The 17,241-nt window shown below is 73.1% G+C and carries 18 protein-coding genes; 8 read left to right on the top strand and 10 right to left on the bottom strand.

Going from position 1 to position 17,241, the window contains the following annotated elements; translation table 11 throughout:
* From ACFCY1_RS33595 to ACFCY1_RS33605, 3 genes are all read right to left on the bottom strand, one after another.
* On the bottom strand, positions 1–573 hold the full coding sequence (locus tag ACFCY1_RS33595; protein WP_375877031.1) for a MarR family winged helix-turn-helix transcriptional regulator: 573 nt from the start codon (positions 571–573) through the stop codon (positions 1–3).
* Positions 574–728: 155 nt separating this feature from the next.
* Positions 729–1,427, bottom strand: coding sequence for a hypothetical protein (locus tag ACFCY1_RS33600; protein ID WP_241853123.1), 699 nt, complete (start codon positions 1,425–1,427; stop codon positions 729–731).
* Complete coding sequence (locus ACFCY1_RS33605; RefSeq protein WP_147409059.1) at positions 1,424–1,987, bottom strand: RNA polymerase sigma factor; 564 nt, start codon at positions 1,985–1,987, stop codon at positions 1,424–1,426. Before ACFCY1_RS33605 ends, ACFCY1_RS33600 begins: the two co-directional genes overlap by 4 nt.
* Before the next feature lie 315 nt (positions 1,988–2,302).
* Between ACFCY1_RS33605 and ACFCY1_RS33610 the strand changes: the two genes are divergently transcribed.
* Complete coding sequence (locus ACFCY1_RS33610) at positions 2,303–3,133, top strand: SAM-dependent methyltransferase (protein ID WP_375877032.1); 831 nt, start codon at positions 2,303–2,305, stop codon at positions 3,131–3,133.
* Between the two features lie 144 nt (positions 3,134–3,277).
* On the opposite strand, the gene ACFCY1_RS33615 is transcribed toward ACFCY1_RS33610, so the two are convergent.
* From ACFCY1_RS33615 to ACFCY1_RS33645, 7 genes are all read right to left on the bottom strand, one after another.
* Entirely contained in the window at positions 3,278–4,057 is a 780-nt protein-coding gene (locus ACFCY1_RS33615) for a hypothetical protein (protein ID WP_375877033.1), read from the bottom strand.
* A 30-nt stretch (positions 4,058–4,087) separates the two neighbouring features.
* Positions 4,088–5,287 (bottom strand): cytochrome P450, encoded by a 1,200-nt coding sequence (locus tag ACFCY1_RS33620; protein ID WP_375877034.1) that lies wholly within the window; start codon positions 5,285–5,287, stop codon positions 4,088–4,090.
* A gap of 72 nt (positions 5,288–5,359) precedes the next feature.
* Positions 5,360–7,246 carry an amino acid adenylation domain-containing protein gene (locus ACFCY1_RS33625; protein WP_375877035.1) on the bottom strand — a complete coding sequence of 629 codons (1,887 nt, stop codon included), beginning with the start codon at positions 7,244–7,246 and terminating at the stop codon, positions 5,360–5,362.
* A gap of 4 nt (positions 7,247–7,250) precedes the next feature.
* Complete coding sequence (locus tag ACFCY1_RS33630; protein WP_375877036.1) at positions 7,251–8,351, bottom strand: Gfo/Idh/MocA family protein; 1,101 nt, start codon at positions 8,349–8,351, stop codon at positions 7,251–7,253.
* 10 nt (positions 8,352–8,361) lie between these two features.
* Positions 8,362–9,207, bottom strand: coding sequence for a hypothetical protein (locus ACFCY1_RS33635; protein ID WP_375877037.1), 846 nt, complete (start codon positions 9,205–9,207; stop codon positions 8,362–8,364).
* Positions 9,204–10,328: a hypothetical protein gene (locus tag ACFCY1_RS33640; RefSeq protein ID WP_375877038.1), complete on the bottom strand. Its 1,125-nt coding sequence runs from the start codon at positions 10,326–10,328 to the stop codon at positions 9,204–9,206. The genes ACFCY1_RS33635 and ACFCY1_RS33640 overlap by 4 nt, the downstream gene beginning before the upstream one ends.
* A complete protein-coding gene (locus ACFCY1_RS33645; protein ID WP_375877039.1) occupies positions 10,325–11,491 on the bottom strand; it encodes a type III PLP-dependent enzyme in 1,167 nt (388 codons plus the stop codon). Before ACFCY1_RS33645 ends, ACFCY1_RS33640 begins: the two co-directional genes overlap by 4 nt.
* 513 nt (positions 11,492–12,004) lie before the next feature.
* Between ACFCY1_RS33645 and ACFCY1_RS33650 the strand changes: the two genes are divergently transcribed.
* The 7 genes from ACFCY1_RS33650 to ACFCY1_RS33680 all read left to right on the top strand — a co-directional run bounded on the left by ACFCY1_RS33650 (position 12,005) and on the right by ACFCY1_RS33680 (position 17,234).
* The gene (locus ACFCY1_RS33650) at positions 12,005–12,310 is read left to right on the top strand and encodes a hypothetical protein (RefSeq protein WP_375877040.1); all 306 of its coding nucleotides are present in this window, start codon (positions 12,005–12,007) and stop codon (positions 12,308–12,310) included.
* A gap of 9 nt (positions 12,311–12,319) precedes the next feature.
* Positions 12,320–12,829 carry a thiamine pyrophosphate-binding protein gene (locus ACFCY1_RS33655; protein ID WP_375877041.1) on the top strand — a complete coding sequence of 170 codons (510 nt, stop codon included), beginning with the start codon at positions 12,320–12,322 and terminating at the stop codon, positions 12,827–12,829.
* An 86-nt stretch (positions 12,830–12,915) separates the two neighbouring features.
* Complete coding sequence (locus tag ACFCY1_RS33660; RefSeq protein ID WP_375877042.1) at positions 12,916–13,410, top strand: thiamine pyrophosphate-dependent enzyme; 495 nt, start codon at positions 12,916–12,918, stop codon at positions 13,408–13,410.
* A gap of 29 nt (positions 13,411–13,439) precedes the next feature.
* Positions 13,440–14,522 (top strand): phosphoribosyltransferase, encoded by a 1,083-nt coding sequence (locus ACFCY1_RS33665; protein WP_375877043.1) that lies wholly within the window; start codon positions 13,440–13,442, stop codon positions 14,520–14,522.
* Positions 14,523–14,626: 104 nt separating this feature from the next.
* On the top strand, positions 14,627–15,160 hold the full coding sequence (gene folE, locus ACFCY1_RS33670; RefSeq protein WP_049650735.1) for a GTP cyclohydrolase I: 534 nt from the start codon (positions 14,627–14,629) through the stop codon (positions 15,158–15,160).
* A 104-nt stretch (positions 15,161–15,264) separates the two neighbouring features.
* A complete protein-coding gene (locus ACFCY1_RS33675) occupies positions 15,265–16,569 on the top strand; it encodes an MFS transporter (protein WP_375877044.1) in 1,305 nt (434 codons plus the stop codon).
* Positions 16,566–17,234: an HAD family hydrolase gene (locus ACFCY1_RS33680; protein ID WP_049655842.1), complete on the top strand. Its 669-nt coding sequence runs from the start codon at positions 16,566–16,568 to the stop codon at positions 17,232–17,234. Before ACFCY1_RS33675 ends, ACFCY1_RS33680 begins: the two co-directional genes overlap by 4 nt.
* The last annotated feature ends 7 nt before the right edge of the window (positions 17,235–17,241 follow it).

The following is a 17,241-nucleotide window of genomic DNA, read 5'->3' on the forward strand; positions in this document are numbered from 1 at the left end:
CTACCGACGGGCGCGCCGGCCGCTGCGGCGCGGGGCGGGCTCCTCGCCGTTCAGCAGTGAGCGGCGCCGCTCCTCGCCCGACTCCTCGACCTGGAGCACCACGCGCCGCAGCCCGTCGGCGAGGCCGACGCACTCCGCGTCGCTCAGCCGGCCGGTGACGAAGGACTCCTCCTCGTTGAACGCGGGGAACACCTCGCGCATGAACTCCTCGCCCTCCTCGGTGAGCGCGAGCAGCACCAGCCGTCCGTCGGTGGGGTGGTCGGTGCGCCGCAGCAGCCCGCGCGACTCCAGCGTGCGGGACACCCCGGTCAGCGTCCCCTTGGAGATCCCCGCCTCCTCGGCGACGTGCCGGGTCTCGGACTCGCCCCAGACCCACACCACCCACAGCACCACGAAGGCGGTCCAGGTCAGGTCCGAGCCGCGCAGCACGGAGTTCTCCAGGTGCTGCCGGACGGCGGAGGCGGCCCGGTAGATGTTGGCCACCGCGGCCATCCGCTCCCGGCGGATCGGAATGCCGCCGAGCTTCGCCTGGACGAGCCGCTCCGCCTCGTTGATGGACCGCTGGCTGGGCACCGGTGCTCCCTCGTCTCGCCGTCACCGCATCGGACATGGCCTGCGCCGCCGGCACGGAGGTTTGGGCCCGTACCAGTGACTCAGGCATCTTAGATGGCCGGATCCGCCCACCCGCTGCGCGACCGCCCGGGCGGGGCGGCGGGGCGGGGCGGGGGTCAGGCGCGAGCGGCGGGGGCGGAGGCGTGGGCGAGGTCGTCCACGAGGGTGGGGGAGGGCTGGGGGATCTCGCCGTGGTCCTCGTCGTCGGTGGCGACGGGCAGCTGGTGGACGACGGCGGCCACGCGCGGTGGCAGGCGCAGGGTCAGGCCGTCGTGGCAGGCGGCGAGGGTGTCGGCCCACACGGCGGGGGGGAGCGGCCGGCCGGGCCAGGGCGCGGGCGGCGCGGCCGGGTTACGGGCTTCGGCGGCGAGCTGGTCGGCCTGGTTGCGCCAGTAGTCGGCGTCGCGGAACTCGCCGCGGGCGGCGTGCAGGAAGGAGAGGCAGCTGGCGGCGGTCGTGCTGCCGCCGCCGGCGGCGAACTGCAGCCAGAACTGGCAGCCGTCGTCGTGTCCGGCGAGGTGGAGCAGTGCGGCCAGGACGAGCGCGCCGCCGGGGTGGATGCGGCGCCGGTTGTTGGTGAGGGCCTCCAGGGAGTCGGCGGCCTCGGGCTGGGCGATGATCAGGGTCGCGGCGAGGTCGAGTTCGTGGCGGGCCTGGAGGTGCTCGGCGCCCAGGGGGGCGCGGGCGCGGACGAGTCGGCGCAGGTCGGGACCGGACACGCCGTCGGGCAGCTCGACCGGTCCGTCGGGTCCGTCGCCGTTCCCGTCGTACCGGTCCCGGGGGGTGGCTGCCCGGCGGTCGTGTCCCCGTGTCACTGCATGTCCCCCATGGTGGTGTCGGTGCCGAGGAGGCGGCGGAGCTTGGCCAGGCCGTGGCTGGTGGTGGTGCGGGCGTTGGTCTCGGTGATGCCGAGGTAGGTGGCGATCGTCGGGTAGTCGATGTCCAGCATGTAGCGGAGCACGATCATGTCGTACTGGCGCTCCGGCAGCCGCAGGATCGCCTTGTAGAGCTCCTCGTAGTCGTTGTCGAGGTTCTCCAGGCTGACGCGGGCCAGGGCTTGGGCGCCTCGGATGGCGACGATCCAGTCCGGGACGACCGCGCTGGGCGGGGCCTGGCCGGCGCTCATCTCCCGGTCGGCGATGCACCGCTTGGCGATCATCCAGGCGTGGGCCTCGATGTCGGGCTGGCTCAGCGCGCCGAGCCAGTCCTGCCCCAGTTCCCGGCGGGTGCTGCGGACCGCCTGGTCGACGAGTTCCTGGTCGTGCAACCGGGCCCAGGCGACTCCGCGCCAGGTCTCTTCGCGGCTGTCGCAGAAAGCCTGGTAGGACAGCCGATGAGTGGGGCGCACGGCTGCCCACTCGTCGTCGCTGGTCAAATGATCCTCCTCGTCGCCCGTGCGGACGACGTTCGGCCGACCCGGGGGTCGGGAACGGTGGAGTCAGGTGGAGAACGGCCGTCCTCCGTACGGACATCCAATCGTCCTGAAAAGCCTGATGTGAAGGGGATCCCAAAAAGGTTTGTATGAACTGGCATGTGATGACTTGTCAGATGGTGATCAGTCACATGCGATCAGATATCGTCACGTTGAGCTGAACGATGGCCCGCGCAAGGGTTCGCCACGCTGCGCCACGGGTTGTGGCGCGCCGGCCTGCGGGCACGACATGACGCCGACGCAGGGGGACAACGCACCATGGCAGCAGAGCAGCACGACGACATCGCCAATCCGCCGGGCGCCGAGGTCAACCTCGCCATCCACCGCCCGCACTCGGCGCGGATCTACGACTACTTCCTCGACGGCACGACCAACTTCCCCGCCGACCGGGAGGCCGCCGGGCACGCCCTCGCGGTCTTCCCCCAGGCCCGGTCGGCGGCCCGCGCCAACCGGACGTTCATGCACCGCGCCACCCGCGCGCTCGCCCGCGGCGGCGTGACCCAGTTCCTCGACATCGGCACCGGCATCCCGACCTCGCCCAACCTCCACGAGATCGCCCAGGGCATCGAACCGCGGGCCAGGATCGTCTACGCGGACAACGACCCCATCGTCCTCACCCACGCCCAGGCGCTCCTGCGCAGCAGCCCCGAAGGGCGGACCGCCTACGTCCAGGCCGACGTCCGGGACCCCGACGCCCTCCTGGACGCGGTCCGCGCGACCGGCGTCCTCGACTTCACCCGGCCGATCGCCCTGAGCCTCGTCGCCCTGCTCCACTTCGTCCCCGAGGGCGCCCACGAGATCGCCGAAACGCTCGGGAACGCGCTGCCGACCCGCGGTTCCGCCCTGGTGATCAGCCACTTCACCCCCGACTACGCCCCCCAGGACGCGGCCCGCATCGAGCAGGTCTACCGCGACAACGGCAACCCGGTCCGCGCCCGGGCCGCCGACGAGTTCGCCCGGTTCTTCACCGGCTGGGACATCCTCGCCCCCGGCATCACCTCCACCCCCCGCTGGCGCCCCGAACCGGACGCCCCGCACGTCAGTGACGCCGAGGCGTCCTGCCTCGCCGCCGTGGCCATCCGCCCCTGACCGGCCCCCGGCACCAGTCTGGCAGTCCGCCGCCCGCGATGTGAAAGCCCGTCACGACGAATCGACCCCGATCACCGCGCGACCGCCCGTCGGGGAGGAGCGGTACGGCGGCGGCCCGGCCGCCGCCGTACCGCTCCGGTGTCCCTACGTCCCCGGGGCGACCGGGCTGATGGTGTCGCCGATGTCGCCCAGGAGGAGGGTCGCCCGGTCCTCCGGGTCCACCGAGTAGAACCTCTCGTCGAGGACGCCCGACAGGTGGCCGACGTGGAGCGTCAACGAGACCTCCCGCCGCTCCGCGTACCGGGCCAGCGCGAGCGCCCCCTCGGCGGTCGCGTGGCAGGTGAAGACGTCGACGGCGGCGCCCGGCCGGGCCGTCAGGTGCATCACCGCCATGAGGGTCACTCCGCTGGCCACGACGCCGTCGACGACCACCAGCCGGTCGCTCCGGGCGGGAAGCCGGTGGTCGACGCCGACGAGCAGGCCGCCGGCCGCGGGCATGCGCTTGGCCTGCGGCGTCCAGCCCTGGTGGCGGGGCAGCACGCCGAGCAGTTCGGCCAGGATCCGCCCCTCGCGTTCCGGTGCGACGACGACCGCCCCCGGCACGGACGCGGCGTCCGCCACCCGGACGGGCAGCATGCCGTAGATGTCGAGCAGGGCGCGGAGGTAGCGGCGGCGGTGCGCCGCCTGCTGCTCGGGGAGGTTGGCGACCGCCGTCACCACCGCCATCCGCTCGACCACGCCGGGGTGCTGGTCGGAGGCGACCCGTACGCTGCCCGGCAGTTCGCCCGGGGCGTGCAGGGACTCCAGTACCTGGGGGTCGAACCGCAGCAGGTGGGTGAAGCGGGTGTCGTGGTTCCGCTCGTACGTCTCCACCGTGCGCCGGGCGTCGGGGAGGAGAGCGTCTCTTCGCACGGTACGGGGCACTGGTGACCGGCCTCCTCGGATCGGCTTCCGCTAGTGGTTGTCGAGGCTCGGGACGAACGCCACCGGGAGCGAGTCGAACCCCCAGAGGAGGTTCGAGCGCAGGCGACGGACCGGGCCGGTGACCTCCACCGCCCGGACCCGCCGGGTGAGTTCCTGGAACAGCACGGTCAGTTCGAGCTTGGCGAGCGCCGCGCCGATGCAGTAGTGGTTGCCCACGATGAAACCCAGGTGGCGGTTGGGGGAGCGCTCGATGTCGAAGCGCTCCGGGTCGGCGAAGACCTCCTCGTCGCGGTTGGCCGACGGCAGCCAGGCCACGACGTGGTCGCCGGCGCGGACGGGCCGCCCGCCGAGTTCCACGTCCTCCCTGGCCGTGCGGAGGGAGTGCATGACCGGGGACGTGTAGCGGATGATCTCCTGGATCGCGGAGGGCATCAGGCCGGGGTCCGCCCGGAGCATCCGCCACTGCTCCGGGTCGCGGGCGAGGGCCAGCAGCCCGCCCACGGTGGCGTGCCGGGTCGTCTCGTTCCCGCCGGATATCAGGGCGTCGCAGTTGTAGAAGACCTCCTGTTCGGTCAGCGGCACCCCGTCGATCTCGCCGCACACCAGGGCGCTCAGGAGGTCGTCCCGCGGTTGCTTCCTCCGCTCCTCGGCCAGCTCCTGGAAGTAGCAGAGGATCTCGGTGTGGGCCTGGACCTTCCTGGCCTCCTCCGCCGCGTCGAGCGCGGTGGAGCTCCAGGCGAAGCGGGTCCGGTCGACCATGAACTCCCAGTCGGCCTCCGGGACCCCCATCAGGTCGCAGATGACCGAGACCGGCAGCGTCTGCGCGACGCGGGTGAACTCGCAGCCGCCCTCGGCCACCGCCTCCTCGATGGCGCGCGCGGCCGTCCGCCGCATGGTGGCTTCCAGCCGGTCGACCGTCCTGGGCGTGAACGCCGAGCTGACGACCTTGCGGATCCTGTCGTGCCGGGGAGGGTCGGTGACGTTGAGCATCCGGCCCGCCGCCGCGGCCAGCACCCGCGGGTCGGAGTCCAGCCGCATGCCGTTCTCGGAGCTGAACACCCGGGGGTCCGTCAGCACGTCCGTGCACAGGCGGTGCGTCATGACCGCCCAGAAGAACTCGCCGTTGGCCCGCTCGTTCCGGTACACCGGCTGCTCGGCGCGCAGTCGCGCCCACACCGGCTCCGGATCCGAGGTCTGGTAGAGCAGCGGATCCGACAGGTCGATGGTCATCCATGGCTCCGGATGTCGGTGGAGGTGGAGGTGGAAGTGGAGGTGGGGTGTGAACGGTCGGCGGGAGCGCGGTCAGAGCAGGGCGTCCGACACGGCCGCGGCGAGCCCCTCGATGGTCGGGGACTCGAACAGCACGCGGACCGGAAGGCTGACGTTCAGCCGCGCACGGATCCGGGTGATCAGGCCGGCGGCGAGCAGGGAGTGGCCGCCGAGCTGGAAGAAGTCGGCGTCCACGCTGATGTCGCGCCGGTCGAGGAGCTCTTCCCAGATGGCCGCCAGCGCGGCCTCGACCGGTGTGCGCGGAGCGGTGTACGAGGCTCCGGCGTCGGCGGAGCCGGTGTCCGCGGCGGAGGTGAGGGCGGCGCGGTCGATCTTCCCGTGCGGTGTCAGGGGCAGCTCCGCGAGGAAGCGGACGCCGGGGGGAACCATGTACCACGGCAGTCTCCGGCGGAGGAATCCGATCAACTCCCGCTCCGTCAGGGCCATGTGCGCGTTCACGACCGCGTGAAGGCCCAGGGCCGGGTTGTCCGGGTCGCTGTCGTCCAGCACCACGGCGCACGCCCGGACGGCGGGGTGTTCGCCGGCCACCGCCTCGATCTCGCCCGGCTCGACCCGGTAGCCGCGGATCTTCACCTGGTGGTCCCGGCGGCCGACGAACTCGATGCAGCCGTCGGCGTCCGACCGTGCCAGGTCCCCGGTGCGGTAGAGGCGGCCTCCCGGCGCTCCGGGGAACGGGTCCGCCACGAAGCGCTCCGCGGTCAGGGCCGGCGCGTCGAGGTAGCCGATGGCCAGGCCCGCGCCGCCCAGGTACAGCTCGCCCACCGTGCCCGCCGGGACGGGGGCCAGGGACTCGTCGAGGATGTGGCACCGCACGTTCGCGACGGGGTGGCCGATGGGGACGGAGGAGAAGCGGTCCGGGCTCCAGTCGGCCCCCGGTTCGAAGACGGTCGAGGTGATGGTCGCCTCGGTCGGGCCGTAGACGTTGCACCAGCGGATCCGCTCGCCGACCCGTTGCCGCCAGGTCAGCAGGGCCTGGCGCGACGCCTGCTCGCCCGCCACGACCAGCAGACGGAGCGACGACTCCTCGGCCAGCCGGACCAGGCAGTCCTCCTCCCGCACCCAGCCGTGCCAGAAGGCGGTGGGGACACTGAGGAAGGTGGTCCCGGTGTCGATCACCTGCCGGGTGAGGGCGCGGTACGTCTGCCGGAGCGGGTCGCCGTCGAGGACCAGGGCGGCGCCGTGCAGGAGCGGCGGGAAGATCTCCTCGGCGGCGGCGTCGAAGCCGAGGGGCCGGCACTGCAGGACCCGGTCGCCCGGCCCGAACCGGAAGTGACGGTTCACCGCGGAGCTGTGGTTCGCGAGCGAGCGGTGACCGACCAGGACGCCTTTGGGCCTGCCGGTGGAGCCGGAACTGTAGATGACGTAGGCGGGGTCCGCTCCGGAGTCGGCTGAAGTGGAGCCGGCCGGTGGTTCGGTGGGCAGCGTGTCGAGGTGGGTCCGGACGTCGTCGAGGTCGACGATCCCGCCCCGGTAGTCGGCGAAGAGCGGAGTGAGGCCCTTCCGCGTCAGCAGGGTGGTGGCGCCGCTGTGCTCCAGGACGTACCGCAACCGCTCGACGGGGTAGTCGGGGTCGAGCGGGACGTAGGCGGCGCCGGCCCGGAGGATGCCGAACAGCGCGCTGATCAGGTGCGGCCCCCGCTCCACGCAGATCCCGACGCGGTCCCCCGCGCCGGTCCCGCGGGCGAGCAGGAACCGGGCGAGCTGGTGGGACCTGTCGAGGAGCCGGCGGTAGGAGATCCGCCGGCCCTGCCAGAGCAGGGCCGGCGCCTCCGGTGTGCGCGCCACCTGTTCGGCGAACAGCCGGTGGAGGCGCGCCCCGGCGTCGGCCCGTGCCTCGGCGTCGGCCCGGGTCCCGGCGTCGGCCCGTGCTCCGTCGAGGTCGTGCGGGGAACCGCTCACGGCGCTACGGCCGTTCCGTTGCTGCCCGGACGATGTCGATCATCAGCCGGGTGTCCAGGAGCGCCTCGTGCGCGTTGGTGAGGGGCTGCGCTCCCGGCGCGCCGACGCACTCGTGGAAGTGCGCGAGCTGGGCCTTGAACGCCTCCTCGTAGGACCCCGTGACGGTCTCCTCCACGGCGGCCCCCCTGCCGGCGCCCGGCCCCGCCGGTGCCTCGTCGCGCCAGATCCGTACGGTCGACGGCGCGTTGGGCAGGAAGGGGTTGGAGATGTCCAGCATCACCGTGCGGTCCTCGCCCCAGACGGTGAGGCTCTCCTCGAACCGGCGGACCGAGGTGGACGAGCCCTGGAAGACGCACTGGAACCCGTCGGAGTACAGGAGCGAGGCGGTGAGCGTCGTGCCGTCCGGCGAGCAGTGCGCCTTGATGGAGGCCGGCGGCGCGGGGAAGGCGGCCCGGTAGACGTTCACGTCGTGGCTCCACACCCCGAACATGTCCATGTACGCCTCCAGCGCTTCGGGCGAGGCGGCGCCGAACTCCCGGGCGACCCGGCCGCGCCGCTCGTCCGGCCCCGCCGCCCCGTCAGGATCGCCGGGGCGGGTGATCCGGGACAGCTCGGGGATGATCCAGTTCCCGTACTCGGGGCCCACCACGATGTGGATCCTCGCCATGACGGGCCGGGTGATCCGCGCGATCTCCTCCAGTCCCCGCCGGACGCCGCTGTCGTACCGCTTCATGTAGCCCACCATGACCTTGGAGCCGGTGCGGTCGGCGGCGGCGATCACCTCCTCGGTCTCCGCGATCGTGTGGCCGAGGGGCTTCTCGGTGAACACGTGCTTGCCGTGCTCCAGGGCGGTGAGCACCGGTTCCCGGTGGTCGGTGGTGAGGACGAGGACCGCGTCCAGTTCGGGTGTCTTCGCCAGCATGTCCTCGACGGCCGCGTAGGCGTTCGGGACGTGGAAGCGCTCGGCCACCGACCGGGCCAGGTCGTAGGACCGGTCGCAGAGCGCCACGATGTCGAAGCGGTCGCGCAGCGCCGCCAGATACGGGAGGTGCACCAGCTGCGCGATCATCCCGCAGCCCACGACCCCCACACGGACACGTACCATATCGGCCTCCTCAGAAACGGGCTGGTCCTGGTGCCGGCGGCTGTCGTCGGAGCACGTGCCCCAGGACGTCGACGACCCCCTCCAGGTCGGCCGCCGGCGAGACGTACCAGGCCGCGTCCCGTATGTGCCGGGGCACGGCGGGGTCCGCCACGAACGCGCACCTGACGCCCGGCACCCCGGGGACCCAGTCGGCGGGCGAGTTCCCGACGAGGAGGGTGCTCCTCGGGTCGCGCGCGGCCAGTCCGGCCAGGGCCACGCGCTTTCCGGACTCCGTGCGCGGATAGGGGTGGATCCCGGCGTACGAGCCGCCCGGACCGAGCTCGACGGAGACGGCGACGCGGCTCCCGGTGCTCCAGCCGGTCAGCCGGTGCCGTACGTCGTGGATGAAGTCCGGGGGCCCGAAGACGCTGGCCGACGCCAGGCGGTTCGCCCCGAAGGCCCAGGTGCGGCCGGTCGGCGGCCGGCCCCCGAACTCGGGGGCCACCGCGTCGCCGACCCGGGTCAGTCCGTGGGCGGCGGCCGCCTCCGCCACCTCGGCGCGAAGGCTTCGCAGCGCCGGGAACGGGGTGGTGACGCGCACGGTCCCGTCGACCGCGACCACGTTGCCGTTCTCGGCGATCACCGGGAACCCGGGCGCCGTGCCCAGGCCGATCCGGGTGCCGAACTCCCGCAGTTGCCGGAGCGGCGAGTCCGAGCAGAGGCCCACGGCGACGCCCGCGGAGGTCAGGTGCCGCACCAGCCGCCGGAAGCGCTGCAGGGCGAGGGCGTCCGGAGGGCCGCTGGGGACCGAGGGCACCAGGGTGCCGTTGACGTCGAGGAGCACCACGGCGAACGGCTCGTGGCCGGGCCCGGTCACCGGGCGGCCGATCCGGCCGGCACGTCCGTGCCCCGCTCCTCGACCTCCGCGATCAGTTCGGACCAACTGTCCATCCCCGTCTGGAGTTTGCGCAGGACGGATATGACCGGCTCGCCCGGCTCCGCCATCCCCAGCGACAACAGCGGCCGGCGCGCGTCGGGTCGCAGGTCGGCCACCCGGAGGGTGCGCCGCAGCAGCTGGTCGACGCGGGCGAAGAAGCGCGCGTTGGCCTCCAGCATGAGGACGGCGAACTCCCGGTCGGCCCCGGCGGGGCTGCCGAGCCGGGCCGAGGTCCGGACGAAGGGGAGCCAGTACGGTGTGCGGCCCCACGTTCCGTCCGGCAGCCGGACGACGAGCCCCGAGAGGCCGAGCAGGAAGTTCCTCGGGTCGAGCAGTTCCAGGGCGGGCCCGTCCGGCCCGGCGGCGGTCCGGTAGTGGAGCACGGGGTCGACGGCGGCGCCCAGGATGGGGGAATGTGCCGAACCGCCCAGCCGGATACCGGGGATGACGTGCCGGACCCGCCGTCCCGTGTCCTGGAACAGGCGGATGACGGCGGCGACGGTCCCGCCGGTGGCGATGTCGTCCTCGATGAGGGTGTAGCCCCGCCCGGCCGGGTCCGGTGGCAGCGAGGCGATCTGGTCGCGGACGGGGGCGGCGCCGGGCCGCGGCACCAGCCCGACCTGCCGGCGGCCGCCGAGCAGGAAGCCCCGGGACACCCGCAGCGGCCGGACCGCCCGGTCGAGGAGCGGATCGAGGCTCACCGGCGGCCCGCCGGTGACCCGGCGGCGGACCGCCAGTTCGAGCCGGTGCGCGTCGACCAGGTGGAACCGGAGGCCGCCCGGCCGTGGCACTACCGTGCGCAGCGCGTCCCTCAGGTCCCGCTGGAAGGCGCGGTAGGCCTCCGCGACGGCGGGAGCCGAGCCGCCCGGCGACACGGTGCCGCACCCGGCCGGTGCGCGGTCCAGGGTCCGTACGCAGTAGGAGGTGTCGTCGCGCATGACGATGGTGAACGCGCCCGTGGCGGGGGCCTCGATGCGGGTCGTGACGTCGGAGCCCGGGTCGGGGCGTACGAGGTGGTGGTCGGGGTGCGCGAGGTGGTGGCCGGGGACGGCGCGGATCACCGCGGGCTCCGCTCGCGGCCCAGGACGTACCTGCCGCGGGCGACCTCCCGTTCCCCGTCGAGCACCACCTCCAGCGGCATGGGGTGGCAGTGGAACAGGGCCAGCCCCGCGTGCAGGCCGTAGGCGCCGACGTTCGGCACCGTCAGCAGGTCTCCGACGGCCACGTCCGGAAGGCGCGCGTCCCTGGTCCAGACGTCCAGCGGGTGGCAGAGCGGGCCGGCGACGATGGTCCCGTCGGGGACGGCGGACGCGTGGGGATCGTCACCGCACTGGAACCGCGGCTCGATCCGGTCCTCCTTGCGGAGCCCCGACATCCCGCCCAGGTGGTTGACGCCGGTGTCCAGGACGACGACGCGCCGCCCCTGCGAGCGCTTGACGTCCAGCACCCTGGTCAGCAGCCGGCCGCAGCCCGCCGTCAGGTAGCGGCCCGACTCGAAGACGACCCGCCGCTCCCCTTCCGGCCAGCCGGGGAGCCCCTCCTCGAGCAGGGTGTCGAGCCGGCTCCTGAGCGCGTCGAACCGCGGCAGTTCGCCGGGGACGGCGTACGGTGCGCCGAAGCCTCCGCCGAGGTCGATCACGGGGAGCCGGCGGTCGAGCGCCTTCTCGATCCGCCGCACGACGTCGAGCCCGTAGCGGAACACCGCGAGCAGCGCGTCCACCCGGGTCAGGTTGCTGCCCATGTAGAGGTGCAGGCCGGCCAGTTCCGCGTGTTCCCGGTCCGCGAAGAGCTCGGGCCGCTCCAGCACCCAGGCCAGGTCGGCGCCGAACTGGGAGGGGCCGCCGGTCATCGCGAGACCGGCCCCGGCCGGGGGGACGGGCGGGTTGACCCGCAGCAGTGCGCGCACCCGCGTGCCCGCGGCGCGGCCCATCCGGTCGAGCTGGTCCAGGGCGTGCGGGGAGTCGACGGAGAACTGCCGGACGCCCGCCGCGAGGGCCCCGGCCACGTCCTCGTCGCGCTTGCCGGGGCCGGTGTAGAGCGCCCCGTCGGCCGGGAAGCCGGCCTGGAGGGCGGCGCGCAGTTCGCCGGGCGAGCTGACCTCGGCGTGGCAGCCGAGCGCCGCCAGCCGGCCGAGGACGGCGGGGTGCGGGTTGGCCTTGAGGGAGTAGAGCAGGGTGGCCGGGCCGGGCAGTGAGCCCACCAGTCGGCGGTGGGCGTCGCTCACGGCGGCCAGGTCGTAGAGGTAGGCCGGTGTCTCCCACCGGGTTTCCGGTAACGCCGTTCTCGTCGTCGTTTCCCCGACCTCGACGTCCATAGAACCGAGGGCTCCTCATGAGTCGTGCGGGCGCACCTTCTGACGGGCTTCAGGAGACCCCGCCGGGCCGGGGAGGACAAGGCCCCCTGGAGCCCGGTGGCTGCTTTCGGTCATGTCATGCCACTTCCGGGTGACGGGGTTCCGGTTTCCCGGGCCGGTCGGCGGACGCCGGGAGACGGCTGGTCAGGCGTCGGTCCGGCGGGTCGGCGGATCCGTCTCCCGGGGCGGCGCGCCGTGCGCGGGTGGGCTCAACTCAGGTTGGCTCATTACGAGTTGGGGTGATGGTGGTCCGTTGCTGTCCGTTGGGCGCGCCTCTAGAGTCTCGGCATCGGCCGTGGTCTGACGACGTTCGATACCCGCAGATTCTCGGTCACGCGAAACACGCCACCAGCAGCGGCTCACGGGACAGATCGGGGTACGCACATGCAGGAGCACATCGAGCAGGTCGGTACCAAACTCGTCTACTCCGACGACCGTGTCAGGGTGTGGGTCCTGGAGCTGGACCCGGGGGAGGAGACGATCATCCACCAGCACCCCTGCGACTACGTCTACGTCGCCACGGAGAGCGGCCGGGCGGAGACCGTGCACAAGGACGGCACCGGCTACGTCGGGGAGGACAAGCTCGGCGACGCCGTCTACCACGAGGCCGGACAGCCGCACCTGCTGCGGAACATCGGGGACAGCCACTACTCGAACATCATCGTCGAGTTGCTGGCCACCACCAGGTGAGGCTGCCCCATGTCGGCTGTCGCGGCGTACGAGGCGCTCGTCGAGGCGGGTGTGGAGATCGTCTACGCGGTGCCCGACTCGCTCCTGGCACCGCTGTGCCGGGAGGCGTCGGCACGGCGTGAGATCCGGTACGTGCAGGTCAACGACGAGGCCACGGCGGTCGGCCTGGCGGCCGGCGCCCGACTGGCCGGCGCCCGTTCGCTGGTCGTGATGGAGAACTCGGGGCTGCGCCGGGCCTGCGAGACCCTGGCCCGCCTGACCATGAGCCACCGGCTGCATACCGCGCTGCTGATGTCCCGGCGCGGGGCCTTCGGCGAACCGAACTGGTGGGGAATTCCGCACGAGGAGACGATGCACCGGCACACGGCGATGCTCTCCCTGGTGACCGCGGACGTCCATTCCTGCGCGGAGTTGGCGGAAAGCCTCCGCAAGGCCTACGCCACGCTCGACACCGGGCAGCGGAGCGTGGCACTCGTGGCGAACGCCGGGATGACGGCGGAACTGAGGGGTGCGCCATAGAAACCGCCGAATTCCTCGAAGCCCTGTACGCCAGGCTCCCCGCGGACTCGGTGTCGGTCGCGCCGCTCGGTCGGACGAGCGAGGTGATGTACGCGCTCCGTCCCGCCGACACCCTCTTCACCGACACCATGGGCGACGTCACCGCGATCTCCCTGGGAATGGCCATGGCGGCGGCCCCGCTGTCCGTGGTCGGCATCGACACCGACGGCGGTTTCCTGATGAACCTGTCCGTACTCACCGCACTGGGCGACCAGTTGCCGAGGCTCGGCAACTACACACTGGCCGTCATCGACAACCACCTGTACGAGTCCGGCGGCGGGCTGCCCAGTCGTGGGACGGCCCTGGACTGGAGCGCGCTCTTCGGCGCCGTCGGACTCAAGTCGGTCCTCGTCGAAGCGCCGCACCAGGTGCCGGAGGTGCTGCCGCTGTCCGGCACGGTGCTGATCGCCTCCGTGCACAACCCGGCACCCGCACCGGACGCGCTGAAGACGGTCGACGGCGTCGAGTCCTCGTACCAGGTGGAGCGGGTGCTGGCCGAACGCACCGGGCGAACGCCGAGGCGGCCCGCGCTCAAACCGTGACCCTACCCGTGGAGTTGGTGGATCATCCGGTGAAGTACCTCCTGCACAGCGACGACGCGGCCTGCTACGGCCTGGACCCCGCCGGCTCCCCGACCCGGGTCCTCGTCTGCTCGACCGCGGCCTCGCGCACCCTCCTCACCGACCCGGCCGTCTCGGGCCACCGGTACCGTTCGCTGCTCGGCACCGCGGTGTCGACCGCGCTCGACCTGGTGGCGGAGGCCGATCCGGCGGTGGCCGGAGCCCTGGCGACCGAGGCGACGACGGTCGTCACCATCCTGCGCGGGGGCCTCAGTTTCGGCGTCGACAGCGCGCTGTCGCACCGCTTCGGCTCCCCCGAGGCGGTGAGCTTCGTCGGCACCGACCGGGGGGCCGCCCACCCGCTCGACATCTCGTACGAGCGCTGGGAGTTCGCCGGGCGGCAGCTGCTGGTGCTCGGGGACATCATCGGCACCGGGGCGACGGTGGAGAAGGTGCTCCGGGCCGCCCGGCAGGCGGCGCACGGCCGCGGCGCGGAGATCGCCGGCTACCTGGTGCTGACCGTCGGATCCCGGCAGGGCGTGCGGCGCCTGCGGGACTACTTCGCCGAACTGGCCCACCGGGGCGAGCGGTTCAGCGCCGTCATCGTGGCCCTGGAGGCACTGTTCGAGCTGCCCGACCGCACCCGGCTCGGGCAGTCCTTCCCCCAACTGCCCTTCGACTTCCTGCGGTCCCCCCGCTGGTCGACCCCGGACTTCGAACTGCACCGGCTGGGCCGCCGGGACAGCCTCTTCGAGAAGTGCGCCGTCTACGACGGCGGCGTGCGCGCCTTCACGCCCGGCGAGCACCGGCGGTTCCGGGCGGACTGGTGGACGGAGGTGCGACGGCGGGGGAGCGCCGCCGGACTCTCGCTGGCCGACCTGGGCCGGAGCACCGCCGGACTCGACCGGTACGCCCGCCCCCTGGACGACTGGCTGGAGGGGATCGGCTGGGCGGCGCCGGAGAACGTCCGGCACCTCGGCGTCGACCACGCCGAACTCCACGCGCTGGGACGCCGGGCCCACGAGTACGCGGAGACGGCCTCCCTCGACGCCTACGCCGACGCACGCCTGGCACCCGGGGAGCCGCCGCGCTGAGCACCGCCGACGGTCTTCAACCTCCCACCCCACCAGAAGACTTCGCCGGAGCCCCGGCGAGGCCGGCGGCGGAGTCCGCCGGACGGACCGAGAACGGAGACCACATGACGATCGCCGAGTGGCTACGGGACAACGTCACCACGGACAAGCGGGCCCTGGACTGGTACACCGAGCCCGAGTGCGAGCCCCGCATCGTCCGCGCGTACCGGGAGCTGCTGAGCGGCTACGAGACCGACACCTCCAAGATCCTCAAGACGACCGTCCTGGTCGAGGGCGACCACCAGGGCGTCGTCCGGGTGCACGACATCAACTACTACTCGATCTGCGCCCACCACTTCCTGCCCTTCTACGGCAAGGTCGACATCACCTACGTCCCCGGGAACCGGATCCTGGGGCTCGGCAAGTTCCCGCGCCTGGTCCAGGCCTTCAGCAAGCGGTTCCAGATCCAGGAGCACCTGGTGAAGGACATCGCCGAGGAGATCATGGCCTCCGGCGGGGCCCGCGCCGTCCGCGTGGAGTCGAGCGGCCGGCACATGTGCATGTGCAGCCGCGGCCCGTCCGACCAGACCGTCATCACCGACACGACGTACGTGACCGGTGACGTCGAACTGCTGACGGCCTACGGCCCGCAGCACTGACGCGTCGTGTGATGGGAGGGTGCCGACTCCTCCTCCCCTCTCATCACACGACCGGCCGGTGCCGGCCCGCCCGTCAGCCCGTCCACTTCCCTGGAGAGCGAACCATGCGCAAGAACGGTGTCGCGCGCCGCGAGAGCACCGGGTCACCGTGGCCGGCCGTCGTGACCACCTGGCTCTCCGGGGTCTTCGCCGCCTTCGGGCTGGGCGCGCTCTCCCCGCTCGGGTCCGAGATCCGCGGGGACCTGCACCTCTCCCTCGGCCAGTTCGCCTGGGCGACCTCCAGCATCACCGCGGTGAGCGCCGTCCTCGGCGTCCCCGCCGGGTGGTGGATCAGCCGGCTCGACGCCCGGAAGGCGCTGGCCGGCGGGCTCCTCCTCACCACCCTGTCCGTGGCGGCGACGGCCTTCGCGGGCAGCTGGTCGCCGCTGCTGGCGGCGCGCACCGCGCAGGGCTTCGGCTACCTCCTGGTCTTCGTCGGCGGGCCGATCATGCTGACCCGGCTGGCCGAGGGGCGGGCGCAGGCCACGGCGCTGGCGCTGTGGGGCACCTGCGTCCCCACCGGACTCGCCCTGGCCACCGCCCTGGGGGGAGCGGTCAGCGGCGCGATCGGCTGGCGCGGCTGGATGGGCGCGACCGCGCTCCTCCCGCTCGTGCTGGCGGTCGCGGTCGGCGCCACCCGCCCCGCCGCCGCCCGCGCGCCGACGGCGGACCCGGCCGCCGGGGACACCGGAGCGCCGCCCCCGCGGACCGGCTGGATCCCCCCGGTGCTCTTCGCGCTGAGCTTCGCCTGCGTCTGCCTGGCCGGGGTCGCGATCGTCGTGCTGCTGCCCACGTTCCTGACGGAGGAACGCGGCGCGTCCACGGCCACCGCCGGCGTCGTCGCCGCCGTGGTCTCCCTCGGCAGCGTGCTCGGCAGCGCGCTCAGCGGGCTGCTGCTGCGCCGGGGCGTCGGGCTGCTCGCGATGACTCCGGTGCTGGCCCTGCTGCCCGTCTCGGCGCTCCTGGTCTTCGCGCTGCGCCTCCCCATGGTGGCCGTGATGGTCCTGGCCTGCGTCGGCCTGGTGGTCGACGGGGTGATGATCTCCGCGATGTTCGCCGCGGTGCCGCGGATCGCCGGCAGTCCCCGGCGCGCCGACGTCACCAACGGGCTGGTCGCCCAGCTCGGCAGCCTCGGCACGCTGGTCGGGCCGCCGGCCTTCAGCCTGGCCGTGGACGGTGCCGGATGGGCGGGCGCCGGGCTGGCCGCGCTGGCCTTCACGGTGGTCGGCGTCGCGCTGCTCCTGGTGGTCTCCCTGCCCGCGCCGCGCGGTCCCGCCCGACCCCGGTCACGCGGCGGGCAGGCGGAGGCGGCGGGGGACCGGGCGACGGTACCGTACGGAGGACCCGGCGGAAGGGATCTCACGTCATGACGTCCGGAACGCGTGCGGGCCGCGGGCCCCGCGTCGTCCTCTTCGACCTGGACGACACCCTGGTGGTGACCGCAGAGGTCAAGTGGGCCCACCACAAGGCGGTCGCCCGGCGGTTCTACGGGATCGACCTGACGGACGCCGAGCTGGCGCTGCACTGGGGCAAGCCCTTCGACGCGATGATCCGCGCCCTCTACCGCGACAGCGACACCCTGGAACGGATGCGCGAGGCGAACCTCTCGCTGGAGGAGGAGTTCCTCAAACGGCCCCTCCCCGGCGCTGTCGAAGTCGTCCACGAGCTCTGGCGCCGGAGCGTCGGCGTCGGCGTCGTCACGTCCACCAACCGCCTCTCGGCCCTCCGGGACGTCGAACGGATCGGCGTGCGGACGGACCGGCTCGTCCTGCTCCAGGGAGCGGACGACAGCCCCCACCACAAGCCGGACCCCCGGGTGTTCGACGCCGCGCTGGCGACGCTGAGCGGAAGGGGGGTCGGCGTGGACGACGTCTGGTACGTGGGCGACGCCCTCATCGACCTCGCGGCGGCCACCGGGGCCGGGCTGCGCTTCGTCGGCGTCGCCACCGGCTTCCACACGCGCGAGGACTTCGAACGGGCCGGTGCCGAGCACGTCCTCGACGACGTACGGCAGCTGCCCGACCTGCTGCCCTGACCGGGGC

Source organism: Kitasatospora sp. NPDC056273 (assembly GCF_042268845.1).
In the GTDB taxonomy this organism is placed as follows: domain Bacteria; phylum Actinomycetota; class Actinomycetes; order Streptomycetales; family Streptomycetaceae; genus Kitasatospora.

Coding starts and splice junctions, on each gene's coding strand:
- ACFCY1_RS33610 (WP_375877032.1), top strand. CDS start 2,303: ATGGCAGCAGAGCAGCACGACGACATCGCCAATCCGCCGGGCGCCGAG.
- ACFCY1_RS33620 (WP_375877034.1), bottom strand. CDS start 5,287: ATGACCATCGACCTGTCGGATCCGCTGCTCTACCAGACCTCGGATCCG.
- ACFCY1_RS33630 (WP_375877036.1), bottom strand. CDS start 8,351: ATGGTACGTGTCCGTGTGGGGGTCGTGGGCTGCGGGATGATCGCGCAG.
- ACFCY1_RS33650 (WP_375877040.1), top strand. CDS start 12,005: ATGCAGGAGCACATCGAGCAGGTCGGTACCAAACTCGTCTACTCCGAC.
- ACFCY1_RS33655 (WP_375877041.1), top strand. CDS start 12,320: ATGTCGGCTGTCGCGGCGTACGAGGCGCTCGTCGAGGCGGGTGTGGAG.
- ACFCY1_RS33660 (WP_375877042.1), top strand. CDS start 12,916: ATGTACGCGCTCCGTCCCGCCGACACCCTCTTCACCGACACCATGGGC.
- folE (WP_049650735.1), top strand. CDS start 14,627: ATGACGATCGCCGAGTGGCTACGGGACAACGTCACCACGGACAAGCGG.
- ACFCY1_RS33675 (WP_375877044.1), top strand. CDS start 15,265: ATGCGCAAGAACGGTGTCGCGCGCCGCGAGAGCACCGGGTCACCGTGG.
- ACFCY1_RS33680 (WP_049655842.1), top strand. CDS start 16,566: ATGACGTCCGGAACGCGTGCGGGCCGCGGGCCCCGCGTCGTCCTCTTC.